The 14,943-nt window shown below is 69.8% G+C and carries 16 protein-coding genes; 11 read left to right on the top strand and 5 right to left on the bottom strand.

Annotated features, from left to right (window positions below; all coding sequences use genetic code 11):
• Positions 1-80: 80 nt before the first annotated feature.
• The 3 genes from rlmJ (at position 81) to phaH (ending at position 2,964) form a co-directional block, all read left to right on the top strand.
• Complete coding sequence (gene rlmJ / locus DDF62_RS00680) at positions 81-905, top strand: 23S rRNA (adenine(2030)-N(6))-methyltransferase RlmJ (protein ID WP_116487322.1); 825 nt, start codon at positions 81-83, stop codon at positions 903-905.
• Positions 906-909: 4 nt separating this feature from the next.
• Entirely contained in the window at positions 910-2,190 is a 1,281-nt protein-coding gene (chrA, locus tag DDF62_RS00675; RefSeq protein WP_116487321.1) for a chromate efflux transporter, read from the top strand.
• Between the two features lie 84 nt (positions 2,191-2,274).
• Entirely contained in the window at positions 2,275-2,964 is a 690-nt protein-coding gene (gene phaH, locus DDF62_RS00670; protein ID WP_116487320.1) for a phasin PhaH, read from the top strand.
• A 9-nt stretch (positions 2,965-2,973) separates the two neighbouring features.
• On the opposite strand, the gene DDF62_RS00665 is transcribed toward phaH, so the two are convergent.
• Positions 2,974-3,435, bottom strand: coding sequence for a PaaI family thioesterase (locus DDF62_RS00665; RefSeq protein ID WP_101711268.1), 462 nt, complete (start codon positions 3,433-3,435; stop codon positions 2,974-2,976).
• Between the two features lie 112 nt (positions 3,436-3,547).
• Between DDF62_RS00665 and DDF62_RS00660 the strand changes: the two genes are divergently transcribed.
• The 6 genes from DDF62_RS00660 to DDF62_RS00635 all read left to right on the top strand — a co-directional run bounded on the left by DDF62_RS00660 (position 3,548) and on the right by DDF62_RS00635 (position 8,661).
• Positions 3,548-3,862, top strand: a complete 315-nt coding sequence (locus tag DDF62_RS00660; RefSeq protein ID WP_116487319.1) for a DUF3253 domain-containing protein — start codon at positions 3,548-3,550, stop codon at positions 3,860-3,862.
• 90 nt (positions 3,863-3,952) lie between these two features.
• On the top strand, positions 3,953-4,609 hold the full coding sequence (locus tag DDF62_RS00655; protein WP_116487318.1) for a glutathione S-transferase family protein: 657 nt from the start codon (positions 3,953-3,955) through the stop codon (positions 4,607-4,609).
• Positions 4,610-4,669: 60 nt separating this feature from the next.
• Positions 4,670-5,779 carry a phage tail sheath family protein gene (locus DDF62_RS00650; protein WP_116487317.1) on the top strand — a complete coding sequence of 370 codons (1,110 nt, stop codon included), beginning with the start codon at positions 4,670-4,672 and terminating at the stop codon, positions 5,777-5,779.
• A 61-nt stretch (positions 5,780-5,840) separates the two neighbouring features.
• The gene (locus DDF62_RS00645; RefSeq protein WP_116487316.1) at positions 5,841-6,425 is read left to right on the top strand and encodes a uracil-DNA glycosylase family protein; all 585 of its coding nucleotides are present in this window, start codon (positions 5,841-5,843) and stop codon (positions 6,423-6,425) included.
• Positions 6,422-7,456 carry an alpha/beta hydrolase gene (locus tag DDF62_RS00640; protein ID WP_116487315.1) on the top strand — a complete coding sequence of 345 codons (1,035 nt, stop codon included), beginning with the start codon at positions 6,422-6,424 and terminating at the stop codon, positions 7,454-7,456. The genes DDF62_RS00645 and DDF62_RS00640 overlap by 4 nt, the downstream gene beginning before the upstream one ends.
• A gap of 143 nt (positions 7,457-7,599) precedes the next feature.
• Entirely contained in the window at positions 7,600-8,661 is a 1,062-nt protein-coding gene (locus tag DDF62_RS00635; protein ID WP_116487314.1) for a Leu/Phe/Val dehydrogenase, read from the top strand.
• A 141-nt stretch (positions 8,662-8,802) separates the two neighbouring features.
• Here DDF62_RS00635 and DDF62_RS00630 read toward each other — a convergent pair whose 3' ends face one another.
• Positions 8,803-10,236, bottom strand: coding sequence for an MFS transporter (locus tag DDF62_RS00630; protein ID WP_244286660.1), 1,434 nt, complete (start codon positions 10,234-10,236; stop codon positions 8,803-8,805).
• Positions 10,237-10,330: 94 nt separating this feature from the next.
• Between DDF62_RS00630 and DDF62_RS00625 the strand changes: the two genes are divergently transcribed.
• Both DDF62_RS00625 and DDF62_RS00620 read left to right on the top strand, forming a co-directional pair.
• On the top strand, positions 10,331-10,630 hold the full coding sequence (locus tag DDF62_RS00625; protein WP_116487313.1) for a UvrB/UvrC motif-containing protein: 300 nt from the start codon (positions 10,331-10,333) through the stop codon (positions 10,628-10,630).
• A gap of 63 nt (positions 10,631-10,693) precedes the next feature.
• On the top strand, positions 10,694-11,872 hold the full coding sequence (locus DDF62_RS00620; protein ID WP_116487312.1) for a vWA domain-containing protein: 1,179 nt from the start codon (positions 10,694-10,696) through the stop codon (positions 11,870-11,872).
• A 132-nt stretch (positions 11,873-12,004) separates the two neighbouring features.
• Here the strand turns inward: DDF62_RS00620 and DDF62_RS00615 are convergent, their stop codons facing one another.
• The 3 genes from DDF62_RS00615 to DDF62_RS00605 all read right to left on the bottom strand — a co-directional run.
• A complete protein-coding gene (locus DDF62_RS00615; RefSeq protein ID WP_116487311.1) occupies positions 12,005-12,415 on the bottom strand; it encodes a MerR family transcriptional regulator in 411 nt (136 codons plus the stop codon).
• Between the two features lie 101 nt (positions 12,416-12,516).
• Positions 12,517-14,490, bottom strand: a complete 1,974-nt coding sequence (locus DDF62_RS00610; RefSeq protein WP_116487310.1) for an acetyl-CoA carboxylase biotin carboxylase subunit — start codon at positions 14,488-14,490, stop codon at positions 12,517-12,519.
• 146 nt (positions 14,491-14,636) lie between these two features.
• The coding region (locus DDF62_RS00605; protein WP_279629651.1) for a carboxyl transferase domain-containing protein at positions 14,637-14,943 on the bottom strand (307 nt) is incomplete at its 5' end.

Below are 14,943 nucleotides of genomic sequence, written 5' to 3'. Positions count from 1 at the left end.
AAAAATGCCGGGTCATGCGTTCGCTCCCAACCCAATCCCGGCCAACGTGGTAGAGGGTTCGTCCGTTCCGGGGAGCTTCGATGAACTACCGCCACGCCTTTCACGCCGGCAACTTCGCCGACCTGCAGAAGCACGCGATCCTGCTGGCCCTGCTCGAGGCCCTGACCGTTGATGAGTCGCCGCTGGCGGTGATCGACACCCACGCCGGCGCCGGGGCCTACGATCTGCGCGGCGACATGGCCCAGAAATCCAAGGAAGCCGCCGCCGGCATCGGCCGCCTGCTGGCCGAGGGCGATGCGCCCGCGCCGTTCGCGCCGCTGCTGAAGGCGGTGGAAGAGCTGAACGTCGGCGCGGCCGACGCGCCCCTCTACCCCGGCTCGCCGCTGCTGATCGCCCGCGTCCTGCGGCGCAGCGACCGCTATACCGCCTGCGAACTGCGCGACGACGACTTCGACCAGCTGCGCAAGGTGCTGGGCCCTTACGCCTTCGCCCAGGGCCTGAAGGCCGACGGCTACGCCACGGCCGAGGCGCGCGCCGGGCGCGGGGGGCGGACCTTCGTGCTGATCGACCCGCCGTTCGAGCGTCCCGACGACTATGCCCAGTGCGTGGCCACGGTGCGGGCGGTGCGCAAGGTCGATCCAGGCGCGGTGCTGGCCATCTGGACGCCGCTGAAGGACCTGGAGACGTTCGACGCCTTCATCCGCGCGCTAGAAAACGTCACCGATGACGCGCTAGTGGCCGAGCTTCGCCTGCGGCCCCTGCGAGACCCGATGAAGATGAACGGCAGCGCCATGGTGCTGGTCGGCGCCCCGGCGGCGATCGAGCCGAGGGTCAGCGAGATCACTGCCTTCCTGGCCGAGCGCCTGGGCGAGCCCGGCGCGGCCGCCCGCGTCTGGCGCGCCTGATCCTGTGAGCACGGCGCCGAGCCTTCGTCAGGCCTGCGCCCTCTGGTTCAAGGTCGGTTGCCTGGGCTTCGGCGGGCCGGCCGGCCAGATCGCCCTGCTGCATCGCGAGGTGGTCGAAAGGCGCGGGTGGGTCGACGAAGACCGTTTCGCCCACGCCTTGAGCTTCTGCATGCTGCTGCCGGGACCCGAGGCGCAGCAACTGGCCACTTGGCTGGGCTGGCGGCTGCACGGCGTGCGCGGCGGGCTGGCGGCGGGGCTGCTGTTCGTGCTGCCGGGCCTTGCGGCGATGCTCGGGCTTTCGGCGCTTTATGTCGTTCACGGCCAGGCGCGCTGGGCCGCGCCGGTGCTGCTGGGGCTGAAGGCGGCGGTGGTGGCGCTGGTGCTGCAAGCCCTGCTGCGCATGGCCGGGCGCGCGGCGCGCGGACGGACCGGCGCCGTGGCGGCGATCCTCGCCTTCCTGGCCCTGACCTTCACCATCGCGCCGTTCCCGCTGGTGATCCTGGCCGCCGGCCTGGGCGGCTGGCTGTGGGGCGCGCGAGGCGGGCCGATCGCGGCCGATGTCGAGGCCCCGCCGCTGAAAGGCGCGGGGAGGGCGGCGCTGGTCTGCCTGGCCGCCTGGCTGGGCCCTGTGGCCCTGGCCTTCCTGCTCGCGCCGCGTTCGGCCCTGGCCCAGATCGGGGCGGTGTTCAGCGGTCTGGCGGTGGTCAGCTTCGGCGGCGCCTATGCCGCCCTGGCCTATGTGGGGCAGGTGTCGGGCGAGCTTGGCTGGCTGACGCCGGGCCAGATGCTGGACGGCCTGGGCCTGGCCGAGACCACGCCAGGGCCGCTGGTGCTGGTATTCGTCTTCGTCGGCTTCGTGGCCGCCTGGCGCGACGCCGATCCGGCCCTGGCCTGGCCGATGGCCGTGCTGGGCGGGCTGATGGCGGCCTGGGCGACCTTCGCACCGTCGTTCCTGTGGATCTTCGCTGGCGGACCGTTCGTCGAGCGGCTGCGGGTTCATGCCCGGGCGGCCGCGGCCCTGTCGTGGGTCGGCGCGGCGGTGGTCGGGGTGATCGCCAGTCTCGCCTTGTGGTTCGCCGTTCACTTGCTGTTTCGGACCGGGAACGAGGCGGCCTGGGGGCCGTTCAGGGCGACGTTGCCCGACCTCGCCAGCCTCCATCCCGCCGCTCTCGGCCTGGTGGCGCTCGCCTGCGGACTGACCTTCGCCATCAGGCTGCCGATCTTGGCCCTGGTGGCGGTGATGATGCTGGCGGGCGCGGCCTGTTCGGTGTTCCTGGGAGGCTGACGCAAGGGTAGCATTTTTGCGCTTGCGAAACGGCGTTCCATGCTATGCTGCGCCGCACAATCTCGATCGACGGAGTGAACGGCCATGGTTTCCTCGTCCTTCCCGCCCTCGTCTTCCGAAAGTTCCCAGACCCCCTCGACCAACGTGCTGCTGGGCGCGGCCTCGCCCCTGTGGGCGGTGTTCGGCGGCGCGGCCGCCGCGGGCGCGGCCTGGTGGTGGTGGTCCAACCGCTGGCGCGAGGCGGTGAACCTCGAAGCCCTGATCGCCATAGCGCCCGAGCCGGTGTCGCGCGGCGTGATCGACGAGCCCGCGCCCGCCCTGGTCGAGGCGCCGGTCAAGGTGGTCGAGGTCGTGGTGGCCGAGGTGGAGCCGGTCGTCGAGACCGTGGCGACTGCGACCGTCGAGGTCGTCGAGGCCGCCGCCGAAGTTCCGCCGGCCGTCGTCGAAGCCACGGCCGAGGTGGTCGAAGCCGTCGTCGAGACCGTTCCCGAGCCCGTCGTCGAGGCTGTCGCCGCGCCGGTCGAGACCGTCGAGAAGGCCGCCGCCCCGCTGGTCGAGACCGCCAAGGTCGCGGCCGACGACCTGACCCTGCTGGTCGGCATCGGCCCCAAGCTCGCCGCCTCGCTGGCCGATCTGGGCGTCACCCGCTTCAGCCAGATCGCCGCCTGGAGCGCCGACGAACTCGACAGCTTCGACAAGCTACTGAGCCTCAAGGGCCGCGCCGAGCGCGACGCCTGGGTGGCCCAGGCCAAGCGGCTGGCGGACGGTGCGTAACGCCCCGCCCTAGGCTGGTCCGCCCATCGTCCAGATCTTCTTGATCACGCCGGAGAAGGTCAGCATCGGCTGGCCGCCGGTGGACAGCAGGCCGCGTACGAAGATCATCGAGCCGCCGGCGCGGACCACCTCGCCGGTCGCCTCCACCAGGTCGCCGGCCTTGGCCGGGCCCACGAAGTCGCCGTTCAGCGAGACGGTGACCGCCTTGGCGTTGTCGAGTTCGCGCCAGGCGATGGCGAACAGCGAGAAATCGGCGAAGGTCAGCATGCAGCCGCCGTGCATGAAGCCGCCGCCGTTCATGTGGCGCGGCTCGGCGCGGAAGGCGCAGCGCACCTTGCCGTCGTCCTCGCGGAAGTAGAACGGCCCGGTCTGGTCCTCGAACGGATCCAGGCCCGCCCAGGTGCGCCAGCCGGCCCACTCGCCGTCCTCGATCAGCCTTGGCCCGCTGACGATCTCGTTGCCGCCGTCCATGCCCTGCGCTCCCGTACTTTCTCGTTGTTATTGCGGCTCAGCTAAGACCCCGAAGCGCGTCGAGGCAAGCCGCCCGCTTACGTCGAAGCCCGAACCGTGGCATGGCTTTGCGATGACCACCCCGATCCAAGACACCATCCTCTCTCAACTGGCCGGCCTTCCGGCCGGCAAGTCCATCGACCCGATGTCGGTGGCCAAGGCTCTCCAGCCCGAGCGCTGGCAGCGCCTGCTGGGCCACATCCGCACCGACGCCGTCGAACTGGCCAAGGAAGGCAAGATCGTCATCCTGCGCCACAACAAGCCGGCCAATCCCGAGAAGTTCCGGGGCGTCTATCGCCTGCGCCTGCCGATGGAAGGCGATCCGACCAGCTTCCCGGACGACGTGGAAGATGGGGCCGACGACGTGGCCGACGTCGCCGAGGACTGATCGCACCGAGGCCCGCCGAAAGGTGGGTCTTGAAAAGAAACCTGTTCGGTGAACTATGAGCCTCCCAAATATGTCAGGGGAGGTTCGCTCATGATCGTCTTCGGTTCGTCGCTGTCGCCCTATGTGCGCAAGACCCTGGCCTTCGGGGCCGAGAAGGGGCTGAAGCTGGAGAACCGGGTGTCGCCGCCCGGGACCCTCGATCCCGAGTTCGCCGAGTGCAGTCCGTTTCGGAAGATCCCGGGCTTCCAGGACGGCGATTTCCGCATCTCGGACTCCACGGCGATCATCACCTATCTGGAAGCCCTGCATCCGGAGCCCAACCTGATCCCGGCCGAGCCGCGCGCTCGCGCCCGGGCGGTGTGGTTCGAGGAGTACGTCGACACCATCCTGGTGGCGGCGGCCGGCAAGATCTTCTTCAACCGCATCGTCGCGCCGCGCTTCATGCGCCGGCCCGGCGACGAGGCCGTGGCCGCCAAGGCCGAGGCCGAGGAGCTGCCGCCGGTGCTCGACTACCTGGAGCGCATCGTGCCGGACGCCGGCGGTTTCCTGCTCGAGGACCGCGTGACCCTGGCCGATATCGCCGTGGCCAGCCCGTTCGCCAACCTGCGCCACCTCAAGCTCGACCTGTCGCGCTGGCCGCGCACCAAGGCCTATACCGACGCCATCCTGGCTCGGCCGGCCTATGCGGCGCTGATCGCCGGCGAAGAGGCGCTGCTGGCGGCCTTCGCGCCGCCCGAGGCCGCCTGAAGCCTTGCCAAGGCCGGTGCGGCTATCGGAGGTTGCGACGTCGAGTATGGAGTAGCTTCGATGTCGCAACTGAAGACCCCGGGCGTATACGTCCAGGAGATCGCGCCGGTGCAGCCGATCGTGGGCCTGCCCACGGCGGTGACGGCCTTCGTCGGCCGGATCGGCCACGGTCCGGCGGGCGTCGCCGTCCCGGTCGACGGCCAGGCGGCCTTCGAAGCCGCCTACGGCCCGGCTGATCGGGCCTATCCCCTGACCCTGGCCGTGGCCGACTTCTTCGCGAACGGCGGCGAGGCCGCGGTGATCGTCCGCCTGCCTGGGGACGCCACCACCCAGGCCGCCCTGGACAGCGCCCTGGCCGCGCTGAAGGCGGCGCCGTTCAACATCCTCTACCTGTCGCCCGACCAGATCGAGGGCGATGTCCCGGTCTTCGCCCGGGAGACGGCCGCGGCCTTCGTGGTCGAGCACGAGGCGATGATGATCCTTGAGGCCCCGGCCGCCTGGGCGACCGCCAAGATCGACGCGATGACGGTCGACGCGCTCGGCTACTTCTCCGAGCCGCAGCTTTCGCGCATGGCCTGCTACGCCTCGCGCCTGCTCGACGAGAGCGGCCCGCGTCCCTCCGGCGGAGCGGTCGCCGGCATCTGGGCCCGCACCGACCGCAAGGACGGCGTCTGGACCGCGCCCGCGGGCATCCGCGCCGACTTCGCCAGCGGCGTTCCGCAGCGCTTCCTGACCGACGGCGACAACGCGGCGCTGTCGGCGCGCGGACTCAATGCGCTCAGAAGCTTCCCGGGCCACGACGCCGTCATCTGGGGCGTGCGGACCCTCTCGTGGGCCAGCGACACGTTCCGTTACGTGCCCGCGCGGCGGCTGGTCGATCACATCGAGGACAGCGTCGAGGGCGGCCTGGCCTGGACGGCGACCGAAGCGCCGTCGCCGGCGCTGTTCGTGACGGTGCAGGCGCAGGTGTCGGCTTTCCTGACCGAGATCTGGAAGGCGGGCGGCCTGATGGGCGCCAAGGCCGCGGAGTCGTTCTACGTCGTCTGCGACATGAGCAACAACGGGCCCTATATCGGCCAGGGCGTCCTGCGGGTCGACATGGGCCTGGCCGTGCAGCACACGGCCGAGTTCGTTCCGGTGTCGGTCGTGGTCGGGGTCGCCGCGACCTGACGGGCAGTCCAAGGGCAGGGCGCCTCTTGGTGCGCGGCCGGCGGCGTCCTAACTGCCGGCCATGTCGCTCGACGTCCTGCTTTCCGAGATCCGCGCCTGCCGGGCCTGTGTCGGCGAGATCCCCGAACCGCGTCCGGTGGTGCGGGTGGGCGCGGAGACGCGCCTGCTGATCTGCGGCCAGGCGCCGGGCCGGCTGGTGCACGAGACCGGCCTGCCGTTCAACGATCCCTCGGGCAATCGCCTGCGCCAGTGGATGGGCGTCGACCGCGACACCTTCTACGATCGGCCCGAGATCGGCGTTGCGGCCATGGCCTTCTGTTTTCCGGGGACCAATCCCAAGGGCGGCGACTTTCCGCCGCCGCCCCGCTGCGCGGCCCTGTGGCGCAAGGACCTGCTGGACCTTCTGCCCAATGTCGAGCTGACGCTGCTGGTCGGCGGCTACGCCCAGGCCTGGGCGCTGGGCGAGGCCATGAAGCCGTCGATGACCGAAACCGTGGCCGCCTGGAGCGAATACGCCGCCTACGGCGTTCTGCCCCTGCCACATCCCTCGTGGCGCAACACCGCCTGGCTCAAGCGCAATCCATGGTTCGAGGAAGAGGTCACGCCCTATCTTCGCCGCCGTGTCGCGGGCATTCTGACGCGATGAACCGCCGGAGCCTTCTCCTGACCGTCGGGGCCGCCGGCCTCGCCGCCGCCTGCGTCCCCATCACCCAGCGCCCCGCCCTCGCGCCGCTCGGCCTGCGCGGCGCCCGGCTGCAGGACGACTGGATGATCGCCTTCGACGGCGCCAAGCTGGGCCTCAAGCGCTGGCTGCCTCAGGACGGACAGGTCACCCACGTGGTCGTCGGTCTGCACGGCATGAACGACTACTCCAACGCCTATCACCTAGCCGCCGACTGGTGGGCGGGGCAGGGGATCGCCACCTACGCGCTCGACCTGCGCGGCTTTGGCCGCTCGCCACGCCGGGGCGTCTGGGCCTCGGCCGACCTGATGATCGAGGATGTCCGCACCCTGGTGTCGCTGGCCCGCGAGGCCCACCCCGACGCCAAGGTCTCGCTGGCGGGCGTCAGCATGGGCGGGGCGCTGGCCATCGCCGCCATGGCCACCGACAACCCGCCGGCCGCCGACTCCCTCCTCCTGTTCGCCCCGGCCGTCTGGGGCTGGTCGGCCCAGCCTCTGCCCTACAAGACCAGTCTCTGGATCAGCGCTCACACCGCGCGCAGCTGGGTGGTCAAGCCGCCCGAATGGCTGGTGCAGAAGGTGCTGCCGACCGACAACATGGAAGAGCTGCGGCGCATGGGCCGCGATCCGCTGATGATCTGGGGCGCGCGGTCCGACACTCTCTACGGCCTGGTCGGGCTGATGGAGCGGGCCTGGGCGTCGCTGGGCAAGGTGCGGGCGCCGGTCGCCTATTTCTACGGCGAGCGCGACGAGATCATCCCCGAGGAGCCGACGAAACAGGCCGCCCGTCGCCTGAAGCCCGACGATCGTTCGGCCTTCTACGCCGACGGCTACCACCTGCTGCTGGTCGACAAGCAGGCGCAGGTGGTCTGGCGCGACGCCGCCGCGTTCCTGAAGGATCCGCAGGCCGACCTGCCGTCGGGCGCGCCGCCGATCCCGGGCGCGCCGACCGCGCCGAATGTCGTAAAAGTTCAGGGCGTTCCGGCCGGGCGCTAGTCGAACGTCCGGTATATTGCAGTGCGATATGAACGATCGTCGGCCGATGTGACAAAAGGCCGATAAAGTGATCCTTGCGGCGGCGCTCGGGGCGGCGTACACCCCGGCGCACTGTTTTCCAGGCTGAGGCGAGGCCCACGGCAATGACCTTGTTCGATCTGCCCGATTTCGAAGGGCATGAAGGCGTCCACTCGTTCTACGACGAAAAGACGGGCCTCAAGTCGATCATCGCCATCCACTCCACCGCGCGCGGCCCGGCCGCCGGCGGCTGCCGGATGTGGGACTACGCCAGCAGCGAGGCGGCCCTGACCGACGCCCTGCGCCTGTCGCGCGGCATGTCGTACAAGAACGCCATGGCCGACCTCGACTTCGGCGGCGGCAAGGCCGTGATCATCGGCGACAGCCGCAGCCAGAAGACGCCGGAACTGTTCGAGGCCTTCGGCCGCGCCGTCGACAGCCTGGGCGGCTCGTACTGGACGGCCGAGGACGTCGGCGTCTCGCCGGCCGACCTCGAGAGCACCCGCAGGACCACCCGCTACGTCGCCGGCCTGGAAGGCCACGCGGCCGCCTCGGGCGACCCGTCTCCGGTCACCGCCGAGGGCGTGTTCCGCGGCGTACGCCTGTGCGTCGAGCGCGCCCTGGGCCGCGACCTGAACGGCGTGAAGGTCGCCATCCAGGGCGTCGGCCACGTCGGCGCCTACCTGGCCGAAAAGCTCCACGCCGCCGGCGCCAAGCTGATCATCGCGGACGTCAACCAGGTGGCCCTGAACGAAGTCGCCGCCAGGACCGGCGCTGAGATCGTGTCGACCGACGCCATCTTCGACGTCGAGGCCGACGTCTTCGCTCCTTGTGCTCTGGGCGGTGTGATCTCGGCCGCGACCCTGCCGCGCCTGAAGGTCAAGGTCATCGCCGGCGGCGCCAACAACCAGCTGGCCGACGCCATGATCGGCCAGACCGTGTTCGACCGCGGCATCCTCTACGCCCCGGACTACGTCATCAACGGCGGCGGCATCATCAACGTGGCCGCCGAGATCCGCGCCCTGGAAGCCGGCGGCGCCTTCGATCCGCAATGGGTGGCGACCAAGCTCGATCGCCTGGCCCTGACCCTCGCCGAAGTGCTCGACCAGTCGCTGGCCGAGAAGCGCCCGGCCAACCTCGTCGCCGACGAGATCGCCCGCGCGCGGATCGCGGCGGCGCGTTCCTGATCGTCACGGAACCTCCCCCTGTGGGGGAGGTGATCGCGAAGCGATCGGTGGGGGGAGTTGTTGCTGCGTCGGCCAACACGGCAGCAGCTGAAAACGGCCCCCCACCGGCCTTCGGCCGCCTCCCCCACAGGGGGAGGTTCTCTATCTTCCGCTCAAACTCGCCCCGGCGTCCTTGTCGAGCCGCAGGTAGACCGGCAGCGCCAGCAGCGTCACCACGCCGATGGCCACGAACGGCCAGACGAAGCTCGCCGGCGTCAGGGCGTGGTCGCCCGCGCCGCGCGTCAGGTGCAGCATCAGGCCGCCGAAGCTCACCCCCAGGGCCAGGCCCACCTGCTGGCTGACCGCCGCCAGGGTCGAGGCGGCCGCCACGCGCGGCTGGGGGACGTCGGCATAGGCGATGGTGTTGGCGGCGATGAACTGGCTCGACCGTGCAAAGCCGCCGACCAGCAGCAGCGCGATCATCAGCCACATCGGGGTCGAGGCCGTGAAGAAGCCCGGTACGGCGGTCATCAGGGCGGTGGCGACCACGAACACCGCCAGCGCCGTGCGGAAGCTGTAGCGCTTGAGCAGCGCGGCCGCGAAGGGGCGCGCGACCAGCACGCCCAGGCCCGTGGCGATGGTCACGCCGCTGGCCTTCAGCGGGCTCCAGCCCAGGGCCACCTGTAGCAGCAGCGGCATCAGGAACGGGCTGGCCCCGATGCCCAGCCGCACGAATGTCCCGCCCACCAGGCTTGCCCGAAAGGTCGGATAGCGCAGCAGGGTCAGGTCGAGGATCGGTCTGGCCTGGGCCCGGCAGTGCTTGAGGTACAGCCAGCCCGCGCCCAGCGACACGGCCAGCAACAGCGCCTGCACCAGCGGCGGCAGCAGGGAAAGGCCGGCCGTCTCGGCCAGGCCGATCAGGCCCGACAGGGCGATGGCGCTCATCACGAAGCCCTGGGTGTCGAAGCGGCCGGCCTCCGGATCCGGCGCGCCCTTGGGTACGAAGCGTCGCACGGCGATCGCCCCGACCATGCCGATCGGCAGGTTCAGGTAGAAGATCCATGGCCAGTCGGCGACCGACAGCACGAAGCCGGCGATCGGCGGTCCGATCAGCGGTCCGACCATGGCCGGCATGGTGAACCAGCCCATGGCGCTGATCAGCTTGTCCTTGGGTGTCGAGCCCACGACGATCAGCCGCGCCACCGGCGTCATCATCGCCCCGCCTATGCCCTGGACGATGCGGGCGGCGACCAGTTGACCCAGGTTCTGCGACAGGCCGCACAGCGCCGAGCCGACCAGGAACACCAGCATGGCGATCAGGAACACCCGCCGCGCGCCGTAGCGCTGGGCGGCCCAGCCGCTGGCCGGGGTGAAGACGGCCAGCGCCAGGATGTAGGAGGTGAGCGCCAGCTTCAGGTGGATCGGATCGGCCGAGAAGGCCTGGGCCAGGCGCGGCAGGGCGGTCGACAGGGCCGTGGAGTCGATGAACTCCATCAAAAGGGCGCTGGCCACGGCCAGCGACACCAGCCGCGTGGCCCATGGCGAGGGCTCTTGCAGGGGCGGGGCGGCCGGATTGACGGAGACGGGTTCGGACACGCCGACGGCCTACGCCCGCACGCGCGACGTCTCAAGCAAAGAGTGGACGAACGCCGGCCTGAGGCGTTGTCGTCAGGCCAGCAAGGGAGCGGCCATGAGCGAGACCCACATCGAGACGCTGGAGGAGCGGATGGCCCAGGCCGTCGCCGCCGAGGACTTCGAGGCCGCCGGCCGTCTGCGCGACGAGATCGCCGGCCTGCGCCGGTCCGAGCGTCTGCACGAGCCGCCGAACGCGCCCGAGCCCCAGGCGTCGTACTTCCAGCGGCAGGTTCCCGGAAAGATGGGGCTGGGGACGGACCAGCCGGTCCCGGCCCGGCCGCCGGGCTGGGTTCCGCCGCAGAAGCCCGACCCGATGACCGCCGGCCATTCGCGCGGAGGACGCCGTCGCAAGTAGCGGGCCGTTGCGCCGGAGGGCGGATGGCCTCATTCTTTCGAACAGACGTTCGAGGCCCTGCCGATGTTCCTTCGTTTCTTCTCCGAGCTGCGCCAGGCCAAGGTGCCGGTGTCCCTGCGCGAATACCTCCTGCTCATGGAGGCGCTGGACAAGGGCGTCATCGACCGCTCGATCGACGACTTCTACTTCCTGTCGCGCGCCAGCCTGGTGAAGGACGAGAAGAACCTCGACAAGTTCGACCGCGTGTTCGGCCACGTCTTCAAGGGGCTGGAGACGGTGGGCGAGGGGATCACGGCCGATATTCCCGAAGAATGGCTCAAGGCCCTGACCGAGAAGTTCCTCACCGACGAGGAGAAGGCCCAGATCGAGGCCCTGGGCGGCTTCGAGAAGCTGATGGAGACCCTGCGCGAGCGTCTGGCCGAGCAGAAGGAGCGCCACCAGGGCGGCAACAAGTGGATCGGCTCGGGCGGGACCTCGCCGTTCGGCAACAACGGCTACAACCCCGAAGGCGTGCGCATCGGCCAGGACAAGGGCCGCCACGGCCGGGCCGTGAAGGTCTGGGACAAGCGCGAATACAAGAACCTCGACGACAGCGTCGAACTGGGCACCCGCAACATCAAGGTCGCGCTGCGCCGCCTGCGCAAGTTCGCCCGCACCGGGGCGGCCGAGGAGCTGGACCTGAACGGCACCATCCGCGGCACGGCGGAAAAGGGCTATCTCGACATCCAGCTGCGCCCCGAGCGCCGCAACGCCATCAAGGTGCTGATCTTCTTCGACATCGGCGGCTCGATGGACGGCCACATCAAGCTCTGCGAGGAGCTGTTCTCGGCGGCCAAGACCGAGTTCAAGAACCTGGAGTTCTACTACTTCCACAACTGCCTCTACGAAGGCGTGTGGAAGGACAACAAGCGCCGGCACACCGAGAAGGTCCCTACCTGGGAGGTGCTCCACAAGTTCCCGGCCGACTACAAGGTGATCTTCGTCGGCGACGCCACCATGAGCCCCTACGAGATCACCTATCCGGGCGGCAGCGTCGAGCACTGGAACGAGGAGCCCGGCGCGATCTGGATGAGCCGGGTCACCGACATCTACCAGAGCTGCGTCTGGCTCAACCCGACGCCCGAGCGCCACTGGGACTACACCCAGTCGATCGGCGTCATGAAGCAGCTGATGAACGACCGCATGTTCCCCCTGACCATCGACGGGCTGGACAAGGCGATGCGGGAACTGGTGCGGGGGTAGAAGAAGAACCTCTCCCATAGGGAGAGGGAGGGGCCCATGCGAAGCATGGGAGGGTGAGGGGTTTCAAAGTTGGCGGTCCCATCACCACGCTCGGAGTGAATGCCGTAGATAAACGGTGAGCGGTGTAACCCCTCACCCTCCCGCGCGCTGCGCGGGCCCCTCCCTCTCCCTTTGGGAGAGGGAAACAAGATACCCCGCGATCGCCGTCCGCCGCGCGTCCAGCGCCTCCAGTTGCGCCCGCAGCCGCGTCTTCAGGCGATCGGGACAGGCGCCGTCCGGTCCCAGCAGGTCGACGATCTCCGAGATCGGCAGGCCCAGCGTCTTGAGGTCGGCGATGGCCGCCAGCCGGGCCCGCGCCGACTGGCCCAGGGTGCGGACGTTCTTGGGGCCGCGTCCGCAGGCGATCAGGCCCATCTCCTCGTAGTGACGAATGGCGCGCAGGGTCAGGCCCAGCTGTTCGGCGACCTCGCCGATCGGCAGCTCGGAGGACCGCAGCGTGAAGCGCGGGGCAGGGGCGGCAGCGACGGTGTGGATAGCAGGCATCTGAACTCCCTTGCGAATGGTCGTCTGGGCCCGACGACGGCGCTCCGCCAGCGCGAGCGCCGCCTTTGTCCGTGGACCGGGGATGGCGAGGTCGGGAAGACTCACAGGAACTCCACGAGGACCTGGTCGGCGGCGACGGGGTCGCCGGGCTTGGCGTTGACGGCCTTGACGACGGCGTCGCGTTCGGCGCGCAGGATGTTCTGCATCTTCATGGCCTCGAGGACGCAGACGACCTCGCCCTCGCGGACCTGGCGGCCGACCTCGACGTCCATCGAGACGACGAGCCCCGGCATCGGCGAGAGGATGAGCTTGGAGGTGTCGGCCGGGGCCTTGGCGGGGAGCTTGTCGTGCAGCTCGGCGCTGCGGGCGGTCAGCACCAGCACCCGGGCCTTGGCGGCGCGGTGGCGGATGGTGAAGCCCTCGGGCGCGGGGGCGACCTCGGCGGTGAAGGCGGTTCCGTCCAGCACGCCGCGGAAGGTCGGCAGGCCCGGCCGCCAGGCGATGTCGGTGAGCTGGAGCGACCGCCCCTCGTCGAGCAGGTCGACGCTCAGCGACTGGCCCTCGCCGGAGAGATGCACCCGCTGCTTGCCGTGGCCGATGACCACGGTCCACTCGGCCCGGGCCCGCCCCAGCCGCTGGGCCGCGATGCGCTGCATGGCGCAGCCGACGGCGGTCAGCAGGTCGTGCTGGAAGGCGGTGGCTTGGGTTCCGGCAAAGCCGTCGGGGAACTCGTCCTTGATGTAGCTGGTGGCCAGCTTGCCGGAGACGAAGCGCGCCTGGTCCATCACCGCGGCCAGGAACGGCACGTTGTGGCCCAGGCCCTCGATGTGGAAGTCCTCCAGCGCCCGGGCCATGCCGGCCACCGCCTGGTTACGGGTCGGGGCCCAGGTGCAGAGCTTGGAGATCATCGGGTCGTAGAACATCGAGATCTCGTCGCCCTCGCGCACGCCGGCGTCGTTGCGGACGGTGTACGCGCCCTTCTCGCCTTCCGGCGGCGGGGCGTAGCGCACCAGGCGGCCGATGCTGGGCAGGAACTTGCGGTAGGGATCCTCGGCATAGATCCGGCCCTCGATCGCCCAGCCGTTGATGGAGAGGTCGTCCTGGCCGAACGCCAGCGGCTCGCCGGCCGCCGAGCGGATCATCTGCTCGACGAGGTCCAGGCCGGTGATCAGTTCGGTGACCGGGTGCTCCACCTGCAGGCGGGTGTTCATCTCCAGGAAGTAGAAGCTCTTGTCCTGGCCGGCGACGAACTCGACGGTGCCGGCGCTGTCGTAGTTGACCGCCTTGGCCAGGGCGACGGCCTGGGCGCCCATGGCCGCCCGGGTTTCGGGATCGAGCAGCGGGCTGGGCGCCTCCTCGATGACCTTCTGGTTTCGCCGCTGGATCGAGCATTCGCGCTCGAACAGGTGGACGACATTGCCGTGCTTGTCGCCCAGCACCTGGATCTCGATGTGGCGCGGGCTCTCGATGAACTTCTCGATGAAGATGCGGTCGTCGCCGAACGCCCCGGCGGCCTCGGCCCGCACGGCCGGGAAGCCCTCCTCGACGTCCTGGCGGCTCCAGGCCACCCGGATGCCCTTGCCGCCGCCGCCGGCCGAGGCCTTGATCATCACCGGATAGCCGATGGTCTCGGAGACTTTCAGCGCCTCGGCGACATCGGCGATTTCGCCGATATGGCCGGGCACGCAGGACACCCCCGCGGCCTGGGCGAACTTCTTGCTCTCGATCTTGTCGCCCATCGCCGAGATCGCGCCGGGATTGGGGCCGATGAAGACGATGCCCTCGTCGGCGCAACGTTGGGCGAACTCGGCCTTTTCCGACAGGAAGCCAAAGCCCGGATGCACGGCCTGGGCGCCCGTCCGCTTGCAGGCCTCGATGATCTTGTCGGCGACCAGGTAGGACTGCGCGGCCGGAGACGCCCCGATATGCACCGTCTCGTCGGCCATCTCCACCGCCAGGCTGTCGGCGTCGGCGTCCGAATAGACCACCACCGTCGCTATCCCCAGCCGACGGCACGTCTTGATCACCCGCACCGCGATCTCGCCCCGGTTGGCGATCAGGATCTTCGTGAACATCGGCGGCGGTCCTTGGATCGAAATCCTCCCCCTGAAGGGGGAGGTGGCCCGGAGGGCCGGAGGGGGAAGTTGCTGCTGAGGTTGGGAAGTCACTTCCCCCTCAGTCGCTCCGCGACAGCTCCCCCTTCAGGGGGAGCATCTCGCGCCTAAAGCGGAATGTTGTCGTGCTTCTTTGCGGGGTTGGTGAGGACCTTGCCTTTCAGCGAATGCAGGGCCCGGACGATGCGCTTGCGGGTGCCGTGGGGCATGATGACGTCGTCGACATAGCCGCGCGAGGCGGCCACGAACGGGTTGGCGAAGCGGTCCTTGTATTCGGCCTCGCGGGCGGCCAGCGCCTGCGGGTCCTTGGCCTCCTGGCGGAAGATGATCTCCACCGCGCCCTTGGCCCCCATCACCGCGATCTCGGCGGTGGGCCAGGCGTAGTTGAAGTCGCCGCGCAGGTGCTTGGAGCTC

Source organism: Caulobacter radicis (assembly GCF_003094615.1).
GTDB classification, from domain to species: Bacteria; Pseudomonadota; Alphaproteobacteria; order Caulobacterales; family Caulobacteraceae; genus Caulobacter; species Caulobacter radicis.
This window is presented reverse-complemented; position numbering and strand designations above follow the sequence as displayed.